This window comes from Xanthomonas sp. 3793 (assembly GCF_024806835.1).
Classification (GTDB): Bacteria; Pseudomonadota; Gammaproteobacteria; order Xanthomonadales; family Xanthomonadaceae; genus Xanthomonas; species Xanthomonas arboricola_F.
The window spans coordinates 178,015-200,151 of sequence record NZ_JANTYU010000006.1; the positions used below are offsets into that span (position 1 = coordinate 178,015).

General features: G+C 66.5%; 17 protein-coding genes. 6 read left to right on the forward strand and 11 right to left on the reverse strand.

What is annotated here, in order from left to right; genetic code table 11:
- Nucleotides 1-364 precede the first annotated feature (364 nt).
- The 6 genes from FHY18_RS18980 (at nucleotide 365) to FHY18_RS19005 (ending at nucleotide 8,929) form a co-directional block, all read left to right on the forward strand.
- Complete coding sequence (locus FHY18_RS18980) at nucleotides 365-2,776, forward strand: penicillin acylase family protein (RefSeq protein WP_259159073.1); 2,412 nt, start codon at nucleotides 365-367, stop codon at nucleotides 2,774-2,776.
- Nucleotides 2,777-3,316: 540 nt separating this feature from the next.
- The gene (locus tag FHY18_RS18985; RefSeq protein WP_259159075.1) at nucleotides 3,317-4,459 is read left to right on the forward strand and encodes a glycosyltransferase family 1 protein; all 1,143 of its coding nucleotides are present in this window, start codon (nucleotides 3,317-3,319) and stop codon (nucleotides 4,457-4,459) included.
- Nucleotides 4,456-5,628: a glycosyltransferase gene (locus FHY18_RS18990; RefSeq protein WP_276577353.1), complete on the forward strand. Its 1,173-nt coding sequence runs from the start codon at nucleotides 4,456-4,458 to the stop codon at nucleotides 5,626-5,628. The genes FHY18_RS18985 and FHY18_RS18990 overlap by 4 nt, the downstream gene beginning before the upstream one ends.
- Before the next feature lie 66 nt (nucleotides 5,629-5,694).
- Entirely contained in the window at nucleotides 5,695-7,104 is a 1,410-nt protein-coding gene (locus tag FHY18_RS18995) for an undecaprenyl-phosphate glucose phosphotransferase (RefSeq protein WP_259159076.1), read from the forward strand.
- Between the two features lie 18 nt (nucleotides 7,105-7,122).
- Nucleotides 7,123-8,241, forward strand: coding sequence for a UDP-N-acetylglucosamine 2-epimerase (non-hydrolyzing) (gene wecB / locus FHY18_RS19000; RefSeq protein WP_259159078.1), 1,119 nt, complete (start codon nucleotides 7,123-7,125; stop codon nucleotides 8,239-8,241).
- Between the two features lie 13 nt (nucleotides 8,242-8,254).
- Nucleotides 8,255-8,929 (forward strand): class I SAM-dependent methyltransferase, encoded by a 675-nt coding sequence (locus FHY18_RS19005; protein WP_259159080.1) that lies wholly within the window; start codon nucleotides 8,255-8,257, stop codon nucleotides 8,927-8,929.
- Here FHY18_RS19005 and FHY18_RS19010 read toward each other — a convergent pair.
- The 11 genes from FHY18_RS19010 to FHY18_RS19060 form a co-directional block, all read right to left on the reverse strand.
- Complete coding sequence (locus FHY18_RS19010) at nucleotides 8,898-10,166, reverse strand: O-antigen ligase family protein (RefSeq protein WP_259159081.1); 1,269 nt, start codon at nucleotides 10,164-10,166, stop codon at nucleotides 8,898-8,900. The two genes, FHY18_RS19005 and FHY18_RS19010, sit on opposite strands and share 32 nt — an antisense overlap.
- Complete coding sequence (locus FHY18_RS19015) at nucleotides 10,163-10,903, reverse strand: WecB/TagA/CpsF family glycosyltransferase (RefSeq protein WP_259159084.1); 741 nt, start codon at nucleotides 10,901-10,903, stop codon at nucleotides 10,163-10,165. Before FHY18_RS19015 ends, FHY18_RS19010 begins: the two co-directional genes overlap by 4 nt.
- Before the next feature lie 38 nt (nucleotides 10,904-10,941).
- Nucleotides 10,942-12,021, reverse strand: coding sequence for a glycosyltransferase family 4 protein (locus FHY18_RS19020; protein WP_259159085.1), 1,080 nt, complete (start codon nucleotides 12,019-12,021; stop codon nucleotides 10,942-10,944).
- Nucleotides 12,022-12,024: 3 nt separating this feature from the next.
- Nucleotides 12,025-13,365: a hypothetical protein gene (locus FHY18_RS19025; protein WP_259159086.1), complete on the reverse strand. Its 1,341-nt coding sequence runs from the start codon at nucleotides 13,363-13,365 to the stop codon at nucleotides 12,025-12,027.
- Nucleotides 13,362-14,621 (reverse strand): hypothetical protein, encoded by a 1,260-nt coding sequence (locus tag FHY18_RS19030; protein ID WP_259159087.1) that lies wholly within the window; start codon nucleotides 14,619-14,621, stop codon nucleotides 13,362-13,364. The genes FHY18_RS19025 and FHY18_RS19030 overlap by 4 nt, the downstream gene beginning before the upstream one ends.
- Nucleotides 14,608-15,630 carry a class I SAM-dependent methyltransferase gene (locus FHY18_RS19035; protein WP_259159088.1) on the reverse strand — a complete coding sequence of 341 codons (1,023 nt, stop codon included), beginning with the start codon at nucleotides 15,628-15,630 and terminating at the stop codon, nucleotides 14,608-14,610. Before FHY18_RS19035 ends, FHY18_RS19030 begins: the two co-directional genes overlap by 14 nt.
- A complete protein-coding gene (gene asnB, locus FHY18_RS19040; protein ID WP_259159089.1) occupies nucleotides 15,623-17,464 on the reverse strand; it encodes an asparagine synthase (glutamine-hydrolyzing) in 1,842 nt (613 codons plus the stop codon). Before asnB ends, FHY18_RS19035 begins: the two co-directional genes overlap by 8 nt.
- A gap of 52 nt (nucleotides 17,465-17,516) precedes the next feature.
- Nucleotides 17,517-18,863, reverse strand: a complete 1,347-nt coding sequence (locus tag FHY18_RS19045; RefSeq protein ID WP_259159091.1) for a hypothetical protein — start codon at nucleotides 18,861-18,863, stop codon at nucleotides 17,517-17,519.
- Entirely contained in the window at nucleotides 18,860-19,597 is a 738-nt protein-coding gene (locus FHY18_RS19050; protein WP_259159312.1) for a TylF/MycF family methyltransferase, read from the reverse strand. Before FHY18_RS19050 ends, FHY18_RS19045 begins: the two co-directional genes overlap by 4 nt.
- 240 nt (nucleotides 19,598-19,837) lie before the next feature.
- Nucleotides 19,838-20,791, reverse strand: coding sequence for an NAD(P)-dependent oxidoreductase (locus FHY18_RS19055; protein ID WP_259159093.1), 954 nt, complete (start codon nucleotides 20,789-20,791; stop codon nucleotides 19,838-19,840).
- On the reverse strand, nucleotides 20,788-22,059 hold the full coding sequence (locus FHY18_RS19060; RefSeq protein ID WP_259159094.1) for a hypothetical protein: 1,272 nt from the start codon (nucleotides 22,057-22,059) through the stop codon (nucleotides 20,788-20,790). Before FHY18_RS19060 ends, FHY18_RS19055 begins: the two co-directional genes overlap by 4 nt.
- Nucleotides 22,060-22,137 lie beyond the last annotated feature (78 nt).

Below are 22,137 nucleotides of genomic sequence, written 5' to 3' on the forward strand. Positions count from 1 at the left end.
CGCCACGGCGCATGTGAAGGCAGCATTCCGCGATGCTGCAGGCGATGCATGCATGACGCGCGATGCCATGGCATATCGGCTGTCGATGGTTGCGCATGCGACGCCTGGCATCGTGCGAATGCGCACGTACAGCATGCGATCAAGCCGACACGACAGTCCTGTGGGCGTGTGCCTGTGCATGCAACGCAGGGCACGGCACTGCAGCCACACTGCATCGCAGCCGCCCCCGGCACGATTCGCTTGCTGCGCCGTGCATTCTGCAATCCGTGCAAGCACACGCCGCCAATGCGGCACGCTGCACGGCTGTCGGTGTCATCGTGCAGGCGTGCGGCATCGTCCTTTCTGCAGTCACAAGGCCTCATCCATGCTCCACACAACACACCGGTGGGCGTTGTGCCTGCTGCTGAGCAGCCTGAGCCTGCAGGGCAATGCCGCACCAGCGTCGTCGCCATCGCCATCGTCCATGGCAGTGGCCGGGCTGGAGCAGCCGGCGCAGATCCGCGTCGATCGTTGGGGCGTGGCGCACATCTACGCGCGCACCGATGGCGACGCGTTCTTCGTGCAGGGATTCAATGTCGCGCGCGACCGCCTGTTCCAGCTCGATCTGCTGCGACGTAAAGGGCTTGGCCATCTGGCCGAGGCGTTCGGGCCGGCCTACCTCGCCCAGGATCGCGCCTCGCGGCTGTTTCTGTATCGCGGCGACATGCACGCCGAATGGGCCAGTTACGGCCCCGACGCACAGCGCGACGTGGGCCGATTCGTTGCCGGCATCAATGCCTATATCGCTTGGCTGGATGCGCATCCACAGGCGCTGCCTTACGAATTCCGCACCTTCGGCTATCGTCCGCAGACGTGGTCGGCCGAGGATATGTTGCGCATCCGCAGCACCGGCTTGAGTCGCAACGTCAAAAGCGAGGTCGCACGCGCCAAGGTCGCCTGCAAGGCCTCGCTGCGCATCGACGCGATCCGCCTGAAGCTGCAGCCGGCCTGGACCACCCACGTGCCCGAAGGATTGGACCCCTGCCTTCCGGACGCGGTATTGAAGGTCTACGAACTGGCCACGCAGAGCCCCAGGCTGAGCGCCGATACCCAGCCGCGCAGCGCCATCGCCGACCGCGCGTCGCTGCGCCCGGAAGAAGAAGCTGCGGCAGAAGGCAGCAACAACTGGGTGATCGCCCCGCACAAGTCGGCCACCGGTCATGCGGTGCTGGCAGATGATCCACATCGGGCCTATACCGTGCCCAGCCTGCGCTACTTCGTGCATCTGAGCAGTCCGGGGCTGGACATCATCGGTGCCGGCGAGCCCACCTCGCCGGGGATCGCGATCGGCCACAACCGTACCAGCGCCTTCGGCCTGACCATCTTCAACATCGACCAGGAAGATCTCTACGTCTACCGTCTGAATCCGGCCGATCACGCGTCCTATTGGTATCAAGGCCATTGGGAGCCGATGCGTACGCAGCGCGAATCCATTGCCGTGCGCGATGGCAAACCGGTGCCGGTGGAGCTGCAATTCACCCGGCATGGGCCGGTGGTCTATGTCGATGCGGACAAGCACATCGCCTACGCCATTGCCTCGGTCTGGAGTCAACCCGGCACGGCGCCCTATTTGGGGTCGCTGCGGTATCTGCGCAGCGCATCGTTCGAGCAGTTCAAGGGCGCGCTCGCACACTGGGGCGCGCCGTCGGTCAATCAGGTCTATGCCGACGTGCACGGCACCATCGGTTGGGCGACGGCCGGCACGGCCCCGCGCCGCGCGCACTCCGATGGGCTGCTGCCGGTTCCCGGCGATGGACGCTACGAGTGGAGCGGCTTCTGGCACAGCGATGTGCTGCCGTCATCGAAGAATCCCGCTTCCGGTTTCATCACCACCTCCAACGAGATGAATCTGCCGGACGGCGATCCATCCCTGGCACGCAAGATCGGCTTCGAATGGGCCAACGACGCGCGGCACGCCCGCATCACCCAGGTGCTCTCGCAGCTGCCCAAGGTGACCTTGCAGGATTCGCAGCAGTTGCAGAACGACCAGGTGTCGTTGCCGGCGCAGCGGCTGGTGGCGCTGATCCAGCCGCTGCACGCACAGGACCCGGCGACCAACGCGGCGTTGGCACTGCTGCGGCCGTGGAACGGCGAAGTCAGCGCAACCTCTGCCGCTGCCGCGCTGGAGGAAGTGTGGTTCAGCAGCGACCTCGGCGCGGCCTACAAGGCCATGGTGATGGGCCCGGCGGAGGCAGCCACGTTCGGCATGCCCGACGCCGCGGTACTGCTGGAGGCGCTGGAGCATCCGGGCGCTGCGTTCGGGCCCGACCCTGTCGCGGCTCGCAACCGGTTGCTGCTGGAGTCGCTGCGCAGCGCCTATCAATCGCTGGTCGACAGGCAGGGCCCCGATCCGGCGCAATGGCAGTGGGGCAAGCTGCACACCAACACCGTCACCCATGCGATGAGCGCAGCGCTCGGCGCCGAACGCGCGCGGCTGGATGTCGGCCCGTTCGCCAAGGGCGGCAGCCCGTACACGCCCAATCAATCCAGTTACGATCCCAGCGACTTCCGCCAGACCATCGGCCCGTCCGCACGTCTGATCATCGACCTGGGCGATTGGGATAATTCGCGCGCCATGAATTACCCCGGCCAATCCGGCGACCCGGCCAGCCCGCATTACCGCGACCTGGCGCCGCTGTGGCTGCAGGGCAGCTACTTCCCGCTGCTGTACACGCGCGCTGCGGTGGATGCGGCAACCGAGCAGATTGTCGACCTGCTGCCTGCCGCAGCGCGTTAGTCATGCCGTCTGTGCGTAACGGGACGACCGGAGCCAGCTGCACGGGCGTTGACAGGCGAGTGCGATGCCTACAGGCGAACCCCGCGCATCCGTCCAGGCGACTGGGTACCGAATCACTGAGCTGTCGTCGTTCCATCCGGCAGCCGGGGGGCGCATGCCGGGGTAGCGCGTCGCGCCGACACGGGCCGATAGCCCCAGACCGCAGGTTGGCTAGCTCGCCATGTGCGGATGCAGCGGATCAGGCGATGGAAGCCCCTGACGTCGCTGCCTGCGATGGCCGGATGGATCTTCCTGCGCCGGCAGGTGCGCTGCTTTAGCGAAGATACAGCGCGGCGTGCATGGCTGGCGTCGCTGTGGCAGTGAGGATCACTCGGTCGCCGCCATCTTCGGCAGCGGGTAGACTGGGTCGGTCGCCACGAGGAGCATGGAATGGGCCGGTGCCAGTCGTTGCATCCAGGTACCGATAGACCGCCGACGGTACAGCGCGCCCCGGGCATCTGCGCCGTCGCCTGCCAACGGCCCTGATCGTCGCCACGCGTCGTGCATATCATCCTGGCTACCGAGTCGATTCGACACCCGCTTACCGGGGTCGGACGTTATACGCAGGAACTGGCGGTGCACCTGGCTGCACTGCCGCAGATCGAATCGTTGCAGTACCTGCATGGGCGACGCCTGCTCCAACAGCGACCGAGTCCCGGACCGGCCTCGACCGTTGCGTCGTGGATGCGTGATCGTTTCTCGCGGATCGAAGCGGCGACGGACGTCTATCGACGCCTCGGTAATCTGGCCAAAGCGCGTGCCCTTCGCGGCCAGGAGCCGGCGCTGTTGCATGGCTGCAATTACTACCTCCCTTCGTATGGCGGTCCCAGCGTTGCGACCTTCCACGACATTTCGATCTACCGCTGGCCCGAATGCCACCGCGCCGACCGGGTGCGCTACATGCGCAAGGAGTTGGCACTGGCGGTGCAACGCGCGCAATTGATCGTAACTGTCTCGGAATTCTCGCGGCAGGAGATCGCTGCGCACTTTGCCTTGCCGCTGGAGCGTATCCGTGCGATCCCGCTGGCAGCAGATCCGGCGTTTCGGTCGCATCCCCCGGCCGAGCTAGCCGCACCGCTGCAGGCGCTGAGCCTGCAGGCCGATGGGTATTGTCTGTGCGTGAGTACCATCGAACCACGCAAGAATATCGACATGCTGCTGACGGCGTACGCGGCCATGCCCGCCGCCTGGCGTGCGCGCTACCCGTTGGTGATCGCAGGCCACAGCGGCTGGTCCAGCGAGGCGTTGCATGCGCGCATGCGTAATGCCGAACAGGCCGGTTGGCTACGCTATCTCGGCTACGTCCCACAGGACTGTCTGCCGGCGCTGATGGCAGGTGCCCGTCTGTTCGTGTTTCCCTCGCTGTACGAAGGGTTTGGCCTGCCGGTGCTGGAGGCCATGGCCAGCGGTACGCCCGTGCTTTGCTCATCGGCGTCGGCATTGCCGGAGGTGGCGGCCGATGCAGCGATGCTGTTCGATCCTGCCGATCCCGGCGCATTGGCCCTGGCGTTGGCAAGGGGCATGGACGATGCGGCCTGGCGTGACGCCGCGCGACGGGCGGGGCTGCAGCGCGCAGCCCAGTTCAGCTGGCAGCGTTGCGCGGCGGCGACGGCCGATGCATACCGTGACGTGTTGGCCGCTTGAGCCTTGCATCTTTCCCGCTACGGGTGCTGCACGTCTACAAGACCAGCTTGCCGGAGACCATGGGCGGAACCGAACAAGTGGTGCGCACGCTCGCTACGCAGTCGCATCGGTACGCTGTGGACAGCGAGGTGGTGACACTGTGCGCCGATGGACGCCTGGCGGGCATCAGCATGCAGGGACCCTACACGCTGCACCGCTTTCGACGCGACTTCGAATTGGCATCGATGCCGGTGTCGCTGCGCTTGCTGCGCCAGTTCGCGCGCCTGGCCCGCGGCTTCGACCTGATCCATTATCATTTCCCGTGGCCGTTCATGGATGTGCTGCACCTGGCGAGTGCCGTTCGAACGCCTTCGGTGCTGACGTATCACTCCGACATCGTGCGGCAACGACGGTTGCTGCGCCTGTATCGGCCGCTGCAGCAGCGGTTCCTCGACCGCGTCGACCATATCGTTGCGACATCGCCGAATTACCGCGCCACCAGCCCGGTTCTGGCCGATTTTCAGGCCAAGCTGAGCGTGATACCGATCGGACTGGACCAATCCAGCCACCATACTCCGGACGCCGAACGTGCGCAGACCTGGCGCATGCGCCTGGGCCCGCGATTCCTGTTGTTCGTCGGCGTGTTGCGCTACTACAAGGGTCTGCAATACCTGCTGCAGGCCCTGCGCGAGACACAGATCCCGGTGGCCATCGTTGGAGACGGACCGGAAGGCGCGCGCTTGCGCCAGCAGGCGCGGCAGCTCGGCCTGGCCCACGTCCACTTTCTGGGCGTGCTGGACGATGCCGACAAGCATGCCTTGCTGTCGCTGTGCGAAGGGCTGGTATTTCCATCGCATCTGCGCTCGGAGGCGTTCGGCATCACCTTGCTGGAGGCGGCGATGCATGCCAAACCGATGATTTCCTGTGAAATCGGCACCGGGACCAGTTTTGTGAACGTGGCGGGACAGACCGGCCTGGTGGTGGCGCCTGCAGATCCGGTGGCCTTACGCGATGCAATGCGTTATCTATGGAACCATCCGCAGGTGGCCAACGCATTGGGGCAGGAGGCGTTGAGCCGTTATCGGCAGTACTTCACCGGCGCGGCGATGGTGCGTTCCTATGCCACGCTTTATCGCCAGGTGCACGGTGCCGCGAGCGGAGCTGCCACTCTTGGAGGAAACCAGGGATGAAGGGAGAGGGATGCTGATCCATCCACGCGTAGGCTCGACTGTCCATCGCCAGGCTGCGGTCACTGGATGAGCTCGCTCGATCCACTGCTGCCGCGCGCCGCCGTTGTGCCCAGGCGATCTGGCGATCTGCTTGGGTCAGTTGCCGGTCTGGCGAAAATCGCCGACATGGGTGTGGTGGTCGGCACCGGGTTGTTTGCCTATGCCATGCGAGTCGGTCAACCGGCATTGCCGCAGGCACCCCGCTATACGTACGCGCTGCTCGCTGCCGCGGCGCTGACGCTGCTGGTGTTCGGGCGCCTGTCGCTCTATCGCCAGGGGCCTCAGCTGGCGCCGACGATGGTAGCGGGGCGCGTGTTGACGGGGTGGGCGATCGTGCTGAGCGTGTTGATGTCGATCAGCTTTCTGAGCGCAACCGGCGCGGCGTTCTCGCGTCTGTGGTTCCTTTACTGGGCTGGATGCGGCGGTATCGGTCTGCTAGGCGTGCGACAAGCCATGAAGGGTGCACTTGCCTGGTTGTATCGCCACAACATCGGGCGGCGGCGTATCGCCCTGCTCGGTCCGCCCGAGCGCACCGCCGAGCTGGTGACGAGGATCCAGCAGCAGCCGTGCTCCGGGATCGAATTGCTCCAGGTACCGTCCGACCTCGCGCTCGGCAGCATGGCTGGATTGTCGTGCTGGCTGGAAGCCCGGCATGTCCGAGACGTGTGGGTCACATGGCCGATGCGCGAAGAGGCGCGGCTTCGCCAAAGCATCGCCCAACTGGATGCGTGCTGCGTGGATGCACGCTGGATTCCGGATCTGTCCGCAGTTCGTCCGGGTCAGTCGTGCCTGGAAGACGTAATTGGCTTGCCGATGATGTCACTGTCGGTACGCCCGCTGACGGGCATGTCGCGCATGCTGAAGGAGGCGATGGACCGTGTGTTGGCCACCGCGATCGTGGTGATCAGCGCCCCGCTCATGCTGGCTCTGGCCGCGGGCGTCAAGCTCTCCGGCCCCGGGCCGGTGCTGTTCCGGCAAATGCGTCATGGATGGGACGGGCGCCCGTTCCAGTTATGGAAGTTCCGCAGCATGCAGGTGCACGATGCGGCAATCGCAGCGCCGCAAACCAGGCGGGGAGACCCTCGGGTCACCCGCTTCGGGGCGTTTCTGCGGCGCACCAGCCTGGACGAATTGCCGCAGTTCCTCAATGTTCTTCAAGGGCACATGGCCATTGTTGGCCCGCGTCCGCACGCGGTCGCTCACAACGCGCAATACCAGCAATTGGTGCCGAACTATCTGCAACGTCAGCGGGTCAAGCCGGGCATCACCGGCTGGGCGCAGGTCAACGGCCTACGCGGCGAGACCGATACCGTGGAGAAAATGCACCAACGCGTCCAGCACGATCTTTCCTACATCCAGCATTGGTCGCTCTGGCTGGATCTGAGCATCATCGCGCAGACCTGCGTGATCGTGCTGTTTGACCGCGACGCCTATTGAACCCGGATCGGGAGTCCCATGCACATCACCTATGTTCTCGGCACCCGCCCGGAAATCATCAAACTGGCCTCGCTGATCGCTGCCAGTCTGCGCGATGGGCTGCATTTTTCGATTGTCCATACCAATCAGCATTACGACGAAGCGATGGACCGGGTGTTCTTCGACGAGCTGGGCCTGCCTCCGGCCGATTACAATCTCGGCGTAGGCTCCGCGCCGCATGGCGTGCAGATCGGACGGATGCTGTGCGGAATCGAGCCGGTGCTGGCGAAGCTGCAGCCGGATGTCGTGGTGGTGCAAGGCGACACCAATAGCGCCTTGGCTGGCGCCATGGCTGCCAACAAACTGGAGATCGCCGTTGCCCACGTCGAGGCCGGGCTGCGCAGTCGCGATCGCAGCATGCCCGAGGAAGTCAATCGCGTTCTGATCGACCACTTGTCCGATTACCTGTTCTGCCCAACCGCACTGCAGGCGCAGATCCTGCACGACGAAGGTCTGACCGGTGCACGCATCCGCATCACCGGTAACACCGTCGCCGATGCGACGCTGGCGCACGCCCAGACCGCACTGCGACGGTCGACGATCCTGCAACGCCTGGGGCTACCTGAAGGCGGCTATCACCTGCTCACCTGCCACCGCCGGTCCAATACCGAAGACCCCGCGCATTTTGCTGCCCTGATGCAGGCAGTCACCTCGATCTCCGAGGCCGAAGGCCTGCCGTTGGTGTTTCCGATGCACCCGCGCCTGGACGCGCTGGGAAGCGCTGCGGCCCAGCGGCATCGGGCGTTGCGCGCGATTGGGCCGGTCGGTTATCTGGATATGCTGGCACTCCAGCAGGGCGCGGCCCTGATCATGACCGATAGCGGCGGTATCCAGGAGGAGGCCTGCATCCTGCAGCGCAAATGTCTGGTGCTGCGCACCAATACCGAGCGGCCGGAAACCTTGCAGATCGGTGGGGCGGAACTCCCCCACGGCCTGGACGAAGTTGCGCTGCGCTCCGCCGCCGATCGTCTGCTGGGACGCTCGGTAACATGGCGCAACCCGTTCGGCGATGGACATGCGTTTCGCTGCATCCTCGATACGCTGTTGGCGCGGGACGAACGGGCCTACGCGCCGCGTCAACGCCTGCAGCACGCGTGAGCATGTCGCGTCGATGGCACTGACTGCGCAAGCCGATTACAACGACGCCAATTCGCTCAGTGCGCGACTGCGTGCACGGCGCTTGCGCGTGTTCCTGGAGATGGTACGCGCCTGCCATCGGCGCCAAGGTTATTGCCGGGTGATCGACGTCGGCGGCACGCTCGCCTACTGGGCGCACGTGCCGGATGCCTTCTTCGCCGAACACGCCTGCGAAGTGACCGTGGTCAATCTCGACGACTCCGCGCAGCCGACCGCGCGCCCGTCTCTGCGTGCGCAGCAGGGCGACGGCTGTGCGTTGGCGTTCGCCGACAACGCCTTTGACATCGCTCACTCCAATTCGGTGATCGAGCACGTGGGCGATGCCGCGCGCACGCGCGCATTTGCAGACGAAATCCGTCGCGTGGCCCCGCAGTACTATGTGCAGACGCCCAATTACTGGTTTCCGGTCGAGCCGCATTATCTGGCGCCCGGCGTTCAATTCCTGCCACGCGCCTGGCAGGCAGAGTTGTTGTACCGGGTTCCCCTGGGCCGCATCGATCGACCGCAGACGCGGGCGCAGGCGCGTTGTTTCGTGGACGATATCCGCCTGCTGCGCAGGCACGACATGGCGCGCCTGTTCCCGGACGCTGCGCTGGTCGCCGAGCGCTGGTACGGCCTCAATAAGTCCTGGATTGCGGTGCGTCGCTGAGCACGCTGTGGCGGGCGTACAGCAGGGCGAGGGCCAACGCCGCATGCAGGGAAAAGGGATAGAACAACAGATAGAAATCGAACACGTTCAAGCCGGCCAGGAACAACAACCAGATCAGCGCCCAGCCGCGTTCGGCGGGATTGCGTAGCAGCGGTGCCCAGAGCGCCCACAGCAGGCACAGACATGCCAGCAATCCGCATAGGCCGGTTTCCGACAGCACCGCCAGCAGACCGTTGTGCGCATGCAGTTCGCCACGATCGAAGCGGCCACCGGTGTAATCGGGTACCAGAAACTGGAACACGCCAGCACCGAGCCCGAACCAGGGATGGCTGCGCCATGCCTCGAACGCGCCGGACCACAGATAGGTGCGTCCCAGCGTGAGCGCGGTCAGCGTATTTTCGTGCACCGCACTGGTCATCTCCGCGTAGCGTTGGCGCAGGACGAAGGCGGCAACGGCCAGCAGGCCGAGCGAGGCGATCCAGGCCGTGCGTCGGACGGGGCGTGGCCCGCCGCGGCGCGACCACGCCCACCAGGCGATCAACGCGGCCACCGGCAACAACGGGTTGCGCACCTCACTCAATGCCAGCGCGGCGACGGCAGCCATCACTGCCGCAGCCAGCACCTTGCGACCGACCTCGTTGCGCTGGTACAGCTGGATCGTCAGCAACGCCACGATGACGGAGGTTGCCGCCAGCAGTGCCGGATGGTCGTACATGCCTGATACCCGCGGCAGGTACTTGAAGCTGTCCTGTGCATGGAAGGCCAGCGACCACTCCAGCGCTGGCGGCCACTGCAGCCGCACGGCCATGCCCAGCGCCAGATTGATCCATACCGCAATCAACGCAGCCAGTGTTGCCGCGCGTGGCCAGCGTGGCGAAGCCACCGCCAGATTGAGCAATGCCCATAGCCACAGCAAGGCGGTGGCGTAACGCACGGCATACTTGAATGCCAATGCCGGGTGGTCCGATGCCAGGACCGACGCTGCCAGCGCGGCCATGCACAGCAGGATCGACAGCAGTGGCCAGCGCAGGCATGCGGGAACGCCATGCCGCCACAGCGCCCATGCGCTCAGGCCGAGCGCGGCGCCGCGGATGGCCATCGATCCCAACGACAGACCGACCCCGAAGTAGCGCCCGGTCACCACGACTTGCTGCAGACAGAACAGCAGATAGATGCCCAGGCAGATGGCCACCAGCCCGGTCTGCGCTGGCCGGGGCGCAGCCGCGCCCGTTGTCATGTATTCCAGGTCGTCAGCGCCTGCGCGCGGTAGCGTCTGCTGAGACGCGCGCGCAGCAACAGCAACAGATACGCACCATTGGTGCGCAAATAGCGCCAGGCCAGGCGGCGTGGTTCCAGCGCGAGCCGAAACAGCCACTCCATGCCAAAACGCTGCATCAGTCGCGGTGCCCGCGGCAACATTCCCGACAGCACGTCGAACGAGCCGCCCACCCCCATGGCCACCGGGATACCCAGCGTCTGCCAGTGTTTTTCCAGGAACAGCTCCTTCTTTGGCGAGCTGATGCCGACGAAGAGATAGCGCGCACCGGACTGACGGATCGCCGCGACGACCGAGTGTTCTTCGGCATCGCTGAAATAGCCATCGCGCACGCCGGCAATATGCAGCCCGGGCCACGCTGTGCGCAGGCGCTCGGCGGCGGCGGCCACCACCGCCGGACGGGCGCCGAGCAGATAGACCCCGTCGCCGCTGCTGGCAGCCTGACTGCACATGTCCTGCATCAGATCGATACCGGCCCGGCGCGAGGGTACGTCCGCCCCGAACCAGTGCAAGCCCAGGCTGATGCCTGCGCCATCGATGTGCACCACTTCGGCCTGTTCCAATGCCTGTCGCAACGGCAACTGGGCACGCGCATCGATCAGCTTGGCCACGTTCAGGCCCTCCACCCGGATCGGCGCGCCGCCTTCGGCGGCATGCTGCGCACGCAGCAGGATCTGCGCGGGGGGAACGAGGTCCAACGGACATCCGAAAAAGGACAGGCGAGCAGGTGGTCTGGTCACGTTGCGGGTTCCTGTGCGGCCTGCCCATCGTACAGTGCCAGCACCTGCGCTCGCAGGCCTTCCCAGGTGAAGTCCGCCTGGACGTGCGCCATACGTTCCGGCCCGATCCTCTGCTGTCGCTGCACGTCGATGCATGCGGCCAGCGCAGCGCTGTCGCCGAGCCGGTGCAATGCCGCCTGCAGGCCGATCTGGGCAAGGATCGAGCGATTGCCGGGAATGTCGCTGGCAACCACCGGGCAGCCGAGCAGCAGCATTTCGATCAATACGGTCGGCATGCCTTCCACTGCCGAAGGCAGAACGAAGACATCGGCCAGTGCCGCCATCGTCGCCACCTCGGCATCGCTGACGAAGCCGTAGAAGTGCACGCGTGCGGAAACACCCAACGCCACCGCACAGGCCTCCAGACGTGCCCGATCCGGTCCGCGACCCACGACGTGCAGCACTGCCGCGTCCATGTTCGGCTCGGTGAGCGCTGCGATCGCATCCTGCAGCCGTTTGACCGCATCCAGTCGGCCGACCGACAACAGCGCAGGCGCGCCGCGCAGTGGCGGGCTCGCCGTCGCGGGCAGGCACTGCTCGGCGGCCAGCACGGCATTGGGCAGCAGCAGTGCCCGCCTGGGCGACAGTCGACGTCGCGAGAGATAGTCCAGCCAATAGGCGGATAACAGCACGGTCGGTAGCGCGCTTCGCAGCAGCGGCTTCTCGACGAGGTGGTCCCAGCACCACTTGCGCACGCGCTTGCTCATCGCAGGATCGTCGTCGTAATAGCAGTGCGGGGTGTAGATCAGACGCTTGCCGCGCAGCCGGGCCACTGCGGCGGCGACGGCGGCAATGGGGGTGCGCGCACCGTGCACGTGCACCACATTGGCCCAGCCGACGTGGTGCCACAGTTGCCATGCCGTCGCGCGGACCACCGCGTAGCCCTGCGGCGAGACACTGCTGTCGGTCAGCGGTGCCAGGATCCGCAGCGTATGGCCGGCCTGGGTCAGGATCACCGCCAGCCCATGGATATGGCGCGCCACCCCACCGCCGCCGCCATGGGGCGCGAAATCCTTGTACACGTGCAGGATGCGCATCGCTTAGCCCGCGGCCATGCCGGTGGCCGGCGCTGCCCGCGTTGGATCGCCTCTGCGCGTGCGCCTGAGCGGCTGTCGGGACGGAAGCAGGCAGTGGCAGTGACGCAAGGCACCACCGAGCAGCAACCAGAATCCCCCGGCGCCGGACACGGTCATCGCGTTGTCGGAGGAGATCAAGGTCGTCGCCATGCCACCCAGCAGCCAGAACATCGCCAATGCCAGATGGTCGTCGTGTTGGCGATAGGCGCGCCACAGCACCTGCAGGCCCCAACCGATAAAGGCCAGGAACAACAGCGCTGCGGGTAGCCCCATCTGATACGCGATGGTGAACACGGCGCCTTCGCCGCCGCCCAGGTCGGTCAGCGCCTGGCGTGCGGCCACCGCACCCTGCCGGCCAAGCCCACCGCCCCAGAACATGACCTGGTGCAGATCGGCCAGATTGCGCTGCAGCGCCCACCAATGGCCGATGGTGGAGCCGTCGCGAAAGTTCACGGCGGTGACCACGATGCCGTAGGACGCTGCAGCCAGCATCAGCGCGACGCCACCTACGAGCAGCAGCCGTGCCCACGCCGACCGCACCAGCCCGCGGGAACTGACCAGATAGCCCAGCACCCCTACGATGCCAGCCAGCATGGCGCCGCGCGTGCCCGACATCCACACGCCCACCAGCAACGCCAGGCACACCAGCAGGGCGCGCCACGGCCAACGCCGCTGCCAAAGACCCAACGCGGTCAGTGCCGCAGTGACGAGGAACTGGCCTTGGGCCAAGGGGGCGGCCACCAGCCCGCCGGCCCGGCGGGAGTAATCCTCGCCGCCAAAGAAGTTCCATGGCAGCCGGGTGTCCGGATCGGTGTCCTTGGGAAGCACGCCTTTCACCTGCGCCAGGTAGTCCGGCAGCCGCACCGTATGCACCCAGAAATCGGTGTGTGCCAGGTCCCATATGCCGAACAAGGCGCTGACGATGCCCAACCACACCAACCAGCGGGCAGCTTGTCTGAAGTCCGCCCGATGCGGCATGCACCAATAGCCGGCGAGCACCAGCAGCATCGGTAGCAGGAGCGTTCCAAGCGAACCGATGACGATGCCGAGCGGCAATCCGTGCGCGTACCCGACCGGTGCATAGGCGAGCGCGATCAGCCCGAACATCAGGATCATTGCCAGCAACACACGTGGCATGCGCACCGTCACCAGCGCAATGCCGGCCAGCACGATGAGCGTGCCATCCCGCAACGGCCGCAGCATGGCGGCAGCCGGCAGCGCGCCGCCATGGTAAAGCCACGCGACCAGCAGATCCCCCAGGTGGACCCATAACAGCACGGCCAGCAGCAGGTACGCGCGCTTCACGATGCCGCTTCCAGGCGTTGCGGCCATCGGGCATCGGCGACGAAGGTCTGCTGCAGCCAGTGCCTTTGCTGCGCGGCGAATCGCACCCGCGCACTTGCATCGCTGCGCAGCGCACCGACCAACGCGAACAGCGCGTCGGCATCGGCGACCTGTTGCAGCGGCCGCCCGACCGCCAACGCATCATGGGAGGCGGACGCGGGCCAGGCCATGCCGATTACATAGTGGCCGCGGCAGGCGGCTTGCAGCAACGCGGTCGAGCAGAAACCCACCACCAGCGCCGGAGGCCCACCGGGTTGCAGGACCGCGTGTGGCGGGCGTTGGCAGCGCTGGCGCAGTGGCTGGTCTGCATAGGGATGCGTGCCGCGCACTTCCTCCGGGTGCAGCAGGATCCGCACGGCCACGCCGCCGGCCTCCAGCGGCAGCAGAGCGCGTGCCAGGGCCAGCAGCTGCGCGGCCAGGGTAGGCCCGTAGATTGGCGTGTGGCTTTGCGACATCAGATACAGCGTTGTCGGCGCCGTGCCGGTATCGAGATCGGTCAGTGCAACCGCCGGCCCGAAGCCGATGGCCGCCGGAGCGACGCCATGCCTACCGTAGACCTGCGCGCTGCTGGGTCCCCAGAGCAGATGATGCCGAGCCTGGACCGGGAAGAATTCGTCGGTCGGCAGGCCATGCTGGACACAAACGCTACGCCAGCCGTCCCCGGCGGCCTGCAATGCCGCGGCCGCGTACATGTCGAAATCGTTGTGCAGCAGCAGCGTGGCTCCGCTGGATGGCGCGCGAAGCGTACGTTGCCAGGCACCATGCCAGAGGCGCTGCCGGAACACGCAGGCGCGCACGATCCAGAGCGGGGCCACTGCCGGTCCGGTCGTCTGGCGGGGCAGGCCCAGCGCGCGCAGCGCCGATTGCCAGCTGGCCCAGGTCGGTCGTGCAGGCAGCTGACCATCGACGCTGCCCCGTAACCGGGGATGGATCAGCACCGTGCACTCAGCACCCTGCTGGTGCAGATCGGCCAGATAGGGAGCCAGCGCCCCCCAGCCATTGCTGCCCGGCAGTGTTGCCAGCGCTGTCCAGGCGGACAGCGCTGGCGCATCGTGCGGCAGCCGCAGACACAGCCAGACATCGCGCAGCACGGCCAGCGCGGCCCGCAGCCACGCGCCGCGACGGCGACGGGCCAGGAAGTAGATTTCATGCCGCACCGAGGCGGCCTCTGCGCCAAACTGGGCATGCACGGCCTGCTGGAACTCAGCGAAGCGCATCGTTTGCCTGTTCCTTGCGAAGCTGTCGGTATCCGCGCCAGCGCTGTAGCTCACCGAACAGCCCTCTGCCGAGCACGCGCATCAGGCCATGCTTGAGCCGCCGCTGCAGTCGATCCCGCCTGCTCCATCCCACCTGGTCCAGGCGTGCATCGACCGTGGCAATTTCGTGCGCGTCCGCCATCGCCAATGGCGCTGCGCTGCGCCGCTGTGCGGGTTGCCGCAGCTGTAGCCAGATGTTGCCGGCCAGGACACCGCGATCGGAATACGGACCGCAGGACACGACCTCCAGGCCTGCCGCCTCGACCAGGCGCCGCAGCAATGGCACCGAAAAATAGCTCAGGTGGGCTGGGTGGACGTAGTTGCGCGAGCGCCATCCGCTCATCAGGTCCGGGACTTCGATCCAGGCCTGTCCCTCGGGAACCAAGATGCGCGCCAATGCCGCCAGAAACGCGCGCGGGTCGGTCAGGTGCTCAAGCACATGGAAGGCGACAACCGCGTCGAATTGACCATCGGCAATTGCGTCCAGTGCGGGCAGGAACGTCACCGCGGCGCCGTCGAGCAATCCGTCGCGATGCGCAGCATCCGGCTCGCAGGCGGACAGGTGCAGGTCCGGACGCAGGGCGGCAGCGGCACCGAGGAAGGCACCGAAGCCGGAGCCGACCTCCAGCACCCTGGCTGCCGGCGCAAGCGCGGGCGCGATCCGCTGCAGCCGGCTGCGCGCGATCCAGCGATCGCCGCGCCAGGCGAAGAAACGCGCTTGGCTACCCCAGGGGATTTCTGCGGGAAACAGCCGGCGATAGTCGTGGACATAGAAATGCTGCAGCGCCGCCTCGGTGAGGTCCGGTGCCAGATACACCGCTGCACACGCGCCGCAGCGGCGCAGTTCCTGGCCGGTTCCGACATAGACCTCTGCCCAGATGGTGCGTTGCGCCTGCGTACCGCCACAACAGCGGCAATGCCCATGATCGGGCGTCCAGGATTCCTGCGATGTCGCCAGCGCGCTACGCATACACGCTCCGATACCACAGTGCGACCGAGACTGCGAACCACAGCGTGCTGTGGGACCGGCCGCTGGCCAGCTCCCTGCGGAGCCGCGCCACATCCAGCAGCGCGTTCACCCCTGCCGGCAGCGTTGCCAGTGCCTGCTGCAACGGCATGCGGTCGACCAGGAATTGCTCGGCATGCCCGAAGCCGGTGCTCTTGCGCTGCGTGGTCACGCGCGCCGGCAGGCGATCGGCGAACGCGTGTCGCAGCATCGCCTTGCCATGGTAGTCGCCCATGCGCTGCTGCGCCGGCGTCGACAACGCGCGTTCGACAACGCGGTAGTCCAGGAACGGCGCACGCACCTCCACGCCGGCGGACATGCTGTTGCGGTCGGTCATGCGCAACACCATCGGCAGGTTGGTCGACAGCACGTCGCTGCGCAGGCGCGTCTGCACGTCCGCCCGCCGATCAACCTGCAGCAGTCGCAACCGGGCCGCCTGGTCGTGCCACAACGCCGAGGACATGCAGGCCACGCTCGGCCGATGCCGGCGCAGCAGTGCGCCCAGCGGGCCGACCGGCAGATCCCATGCAAGACGATTGAGCAGCAGGCGCGGGTCCACTGCACCGGTGGATAGCAGCCCAATGGCGGTCGGCAGCCGTGCCTGATGCAGTGCACTGCGTGCGCTCAGGGCCAGGTAAAGGCGCACGTATCCACCGAACAGCTCATCGGCGCCTTCGCCATTGAGCACCACCTTGTAACCGGCGGCGCGGATGGCGCGATACATGCGGAAACTCGCCAGTATCGACGGCGTACAGAACGGCTCTTCCTGTGCCTCCACCAATGCCAGCAATTCCTCCTCGTCGGGAATCGCGTGGACGCGATGAAGGAAGTGACGCTCGCTCTGCCCGAGGCTGCGCATCAAGTCAGCGGCCGCGTCGGTTTCGTCGAAGCCGGCCTGTTCGGTGTCGTGGTAGCCATAGGTGAAGGCGCCGGCGAAACAGGTACGTGGCAGCGCACCGGCTTGCACGCTGAGAGTGGTCAGGATCGAGCTGTCCAATCCGCCCGACAGCAGCGACACGGTGGGAGCATCCGAGCGCAGCCGCAGGCGGGTGGCGTCTTCGAGCAGCGCACTGGTGGCTGCGGCATCCAGCGGTGCAACTGTACCGGGCAGTGGCCACTGGTGGTACGGCGTGCGCCGGCTGTGACCAGCCGGCGACACCCGGTACAGCCAGCCGGGCGGGACGGCGCGGATGCCCGCGTAGAAGGTCTCGCCGGTGTGGTCGGACAGGCCGGTGACCAGAAAATCGAACACCGCCGCGGGATTGGGTGGCGGGTAGCCCCCCAGGCAGGCAGCGATGGCGCGAATCTCGCTGGCCAGCACCAACTGCCGGCCGTCGTGGTGCAGATACAAGGGTTTGACACCCATCCGGTCGCGGCAATAGATCAGGTCGCCGCTTGCCTGGTCCAGCAGCACCAGCGCCCACATGCCGTTGCAACGTGGAAACAGGTCCTCGCCCCAGGCGCGCCAGCCGTGCAGGATCACCTCGGTGTCGCTGTCGGTGCGGAATCGGTGACCCAACGCCTCCAGTTCGCGGCGCAACTCGAGGAAGTTGTAGATCTCGCCATTGAAGACCACCGTGTTGCCGGTCTCGGTGCAGCGCATCGGCTGGGTGGCGGCGTCGGTCAGGTCCAGGATCGCCAGGCGACGGTGGCCCAACGCAGTGGGCACCGGCTGCTCCAGGCACAGCAGACCCTGCGCGTCCGGACCGCGGCGGGACAAGGCATCCAGCGCGCGTTCGGCGCGTGCCTGCAGCGGCGTTTCCGCCACGAAGCTACGCAGCGCGACTATGCCGCACATGGTGGCCTCCGAGCCTGGTGTCTGGACATCTCAATCAAGGTGCAAGCGGGCATTACGCGCGCGCCGGCAAGGTGGTGTGCAGCAGGCTGCGACATCGCCACACCATCCACGCCACCGGCACCAGCAGCAGCGCCGCCAGTGTCATGGCCACCGGACTGCCACCGAGCGAGACCGCCAGCACTGCCGACAGCAGCGCCGCATAGCCGCCGGCGTTCAAGCGTAATCCGCACAGGTGCAGGCTCGCCGCCGCGATGGCGAGCACGCACAGGAACCGCAGCCATAGCAGCCATTGCGGCGCATGCGCCGCTGCCGCCGCGACCTGCACGAGCGCGCTGCAGCACACGCCAACCAACAACAACGGAACCAGCGTCGCCTCGCGATGGCGTCCGATCAACAGGGCCGACAGCACGCTGCCGAGCAATGTGGTCGCGCCCGCGGCCAGTACCGGGGTGACCCATGGCAGCCATGCGCGTTGCTCGGCACTGCCCCAGGCGGCGGCTGCCAACAGCAGCACCAACGCACCCACGGCGGCTGCGCCAAGCACCAAGGAAACCAGCGTGCCGGCCCAACGATCTCCGGCCGGGCCGCGCGCTTCGGCCACCAACAGGCGATTGAACTGGTTGAACACACCGCTTGCCCCATTGAGCAGATAGTTCAGAAACAAATACACAGGCAGGAATGCCGGCGCGACCGACGCCAGCAGGAACGGCGTCAATCGATCGTGCAAGGTGCCGGCGATGCTCAGCAACGACAACTGCAGCGCCGGGCGCAGCATGCGCCGACCGCCACCGCAGCGCGGCCACAGCAACGGCAGCGATGCACCGAACACGGCAATGTTGACCAAGGCCTGCAGCAGATACCCCAGGCTGACCGCCACTCCGGCGCCGAAACCGCCGTTCCAGCCTGGCAGCCGTTGCAACGCCAGCCAGACGAGGATCGTCGCCGGCATCGCCACCTGCTGCACCATGAATCCCGCCAGCCGCCGCCCTTGTGCAAGCAGCGGTGCCGAATAGCCCACCAGCCCGAACACCGTCGCCGGAAGCGCCGCCAGCAGATAGTGAAACCCCTCGCCCTGTCCGCGGCTCCGCCACCAGGCACCGGCGATCCACAGCAGGTCCAGCAGCACGGTGGCGAGCAGGCGGTGCCAGAGTGCCTGGCGCCAGCGTTCGTTCCAGCCCGCGGCGTCGGGGTCCTCGCGCAGGAACAGCGAGGCGTAGCCCAGATCGGCCAGGAACAGCAGGGTGAGCAGGCCAAGGTGTGCCAGTCCCACCTCGCCGTAGCTCTGCAGGCCGAACCGGCGCAGCAACAGCCACTGGAACAACAGGGCGCAGCCCTGACCCAGCGCGTACAGCGTCGCGCCGGCAACGAATCCCGCGCGCATGCGCTGCGCGGCGGTCATGGCTGCGGGGCAGGTGCAAGCGTCGGGACATGGCACAGAAAGGCACGCGAGGCGGCGCCATAGGCGAACCAGGGTTCGAACGCGATGCCGAAGCGAGCGGCGCACTCCTGCAGCGCCCGGCGCTCGCCCTGTTGGTGGTCGGCGCGAAATAGATCGTAGTCGTCGCACAGCATGACGCTGCCCTGCACCAGACGCGGTGCGATCAGGGTCAGGGCGTCGTGTGCCGAGCTGTAGAGATCGCAATCCACATGCACGATCGCCGCATGCGTGTGGCCGATGGCGTGCGCATTGTCGGCGAACAATCCAGGTACCAGTTGCAGATCCGGCGCCTTCAGACCGACCGCCGCACAGCGCGCTTGCGCCTGTGCCTGCGTGGCAACAAAGCTGCCGGCAGCCAGGCTGTCTTCGCCTTCCAGATTTGCCGGCATCCCGGCAAACGTGTCGAAGCCGTAAAAGCGTGGGCGCTGCGCCAGAAACGCAGACACCGTCCCCTGCCTGCGGTAAGGCAGCCGCGCGCTGTGCTCCAGATGGCGCCGATGATGGCGATAGCTCAACCACGCGTGGGCGAGACTGTTACCGCGATACACGCCAAATTCGTAGTAGTCGCCTGCCAGCTGGGTCGCATGCACGTAAGCCCATGCACGAAACAGTGCGCCGAGTGCATCGTTGCGATGCAGGTTCGCGCTCCCACGCAACCGATGGTAGGCGAACTTGAGGCGTTCGATGGTCGTCACAGACAAGCCAGACACCTTCGCAGGAACGGGGGAACCATGCGATAGGAGTATCCGGGCTGGGCGTGCGGCAACGCAATGGTCAACGTTATGCTCACCATGGAGACGGTGGATCGCGTCTGGCCAGCGCCAGATGCCGGACGCGGCGCGGCTCGGTTCCTCTGCAAACCTCGTCTTTGATCAAGTACGCAACAGGCATCGCGGGCAGATCGGCGGCAGACAGCATGACCGCGTTGAGCAGGCTCACACGTGTTGTCCGGCGGCCGCGTCGGTCGCCGCCAACACGCGCTGCAATGCCTGGCGCAGGTTCCAGCGTGCGCGCCACCCCAGCACGCGGGCCGCCTTGCCCGGATCGCCCAGCTGGTGAAGACGGTCGATTCGCCGCTGACGTTGTGGGTCCACCTCCAGGCGCGGTGATCGCCCAAGCAGCGCACCGATCTGCTCCACCAGTTCGGCGACCGAATGCTCCACCCCGGAACATAGATTGAATACATCGAAGGCCGGGTCCGGCCGCGCGTCGTCAAGCAGCGCGATCAGTCCTGCCGCGGCGTCGTCTGCATGGATGTAGTCCCGGCACGGCTGCAGGTTGCCCAGCTGCAGCCGTGGCGTTTCTGCCGGATCGGCGGCCAGTTGCGCCAGCACGTCCGGTATCAGATGCGCGTTGGGATCGTCGTGGGCAATCGTGTTGAACAGACGTGCGGCGCGCCCGCGTCGGCCAGTGTCGGCCGTGCACCACAGCCGCAATTGCGTTTCGTTGCAGAGCTTGGACAGCGCGTAGTTGTCGCGCGCTTCGGTCGCGCTGTCGTGTTCGTCCAGCGCGCCCTCGCCCCAGGCGTAGACCGCACCGCTGGAGGCGATCACCACGTGTCGCACGGCCGCGTCGCTGGCGGCGTGCAGCACGCTTTCGGTGCCAACGACGTTCGCCTGCAGGCAGCGCATGCGTTGCGTCTCGCAGGTAGGGATGTGATGCATGGCAGCCAGATGGACCAGCGCATCGGCACGGAACTCACGCAGTGCGGCAGCGACCGTCTCGCGTTGGCCCACGTCGGCGACGATCGCCGCATGCAGATCTTCCGGAAACGGCATGCCGCTGGACAGATCGTCCAACCCCGCCACCGCATCGCCACGCTGCAGCAACGCGCCCGCCACGCGTCGCCCGATCATCCCGGCTGCGCCGGTGACCAGCACCCGCTTCATCCAGGCCCCTGCGTGCGTGCACCTGCACGCCCGAGCAAGCTGCGCCGCGCGCGTTGCGGCAACCAGGCGAATAACGGATCGTCATGCGCCGACCATGGCGCGTGACGGTCGCCGTGGCGACGCGCAATCACGTAGACCGACAGCGCCATGGATGAGAGCACCAGCACTCCCAGGAACACCGCCAGCCCGACCAGCACCGGCTGGCGGGAAGGTATCGGCGCCGGCGACAACGCGGGGATGGCGCGGTAGCGCACCAGTTGCGCGCGCCAGCGCTGTTGCGACAGCGCCAGGTCGATTTCGCTGGCGACCTGCGACAGCGACGAGCCGGACGGAGTGTCGGTCCCGAACACGGCCGCTCGGCAGCTCTGTACCCAATCTGCCAGTGCGCGGCCCAGATGCAGCGCCTGCGCGCGCTGGTCCACCCGCGTCAGGAAGCGCTGCTTGCCATCCAGCTGTTCCAGTTCGCGCTCTACCTGACGCAACTTGGTACGCGTCTCGGCGATGGTGGACTGCAATGCGACGATCTGCGCCAGCGGCGAAAGGTAGCGTCCGCCGCCATCGCCGACCGACACGACCGTGTTCACTTCGTTGCGCCGCAGTTCCGGATAACGCTCCAGCAACTGCTGCATGTCGGCGGCCTGTCGCTCGTTCTGTTCGATCGCGAAGCGCTGCTGAACCTGGTCGATCTGTAGTTGCGGGCGTTGTTCGAGCGCCTGCTGACGCAGGCTGTCCAGATAATCGCGTAGCCCGACCCACAACACGACCTGGCGCACATGCTGCGCAATGGCGTCCAGCTGCTGGTTCGCGGCTGCATCGTCGCGTGCGTACAGCGACACCTCCAAGCCCAGCGCGCCGACGCTCTTGGCATCGATGTTGACCTGTTGGCGGATGTCGTCGCGTTCGACCGCACTGCGGTAGGTCACGCGCGTATCCCAGTAAGTCCTGCGCACGAACGCGCGTTGCAGACGTTCGCGCTGCTCGGCCGGTAGATCGGTCATGCCCGCGAGAGACGCCGCTACCAGCTGGCGGTCGGCAAGCATGGGCTGCAGCTTGCGCCATTGCTCCAGCGTCATCTGCGGTGTTTCCAGCAACGCGGTGAGCGCATGCAAGGGCCGCATGGCGACAAGCGCGCCGGCCAACAGGCCGAACAGCAATGCCACCGGGATCAGCAGGCGGCCAAACTCTCGGTAGAAGCGCAGTACCTCCAGCAGCAGATCGCCCAGGGAGACCTCATCGCGGCGTTCAGGGATCTCATCTATTCCCGGCATTGGGTCTTCGCTGTTGTTCAAGGAGACATGGGAGCGCCACGCCGCACCGGCAGCACTGTGCCACAGCGATTGCAACGG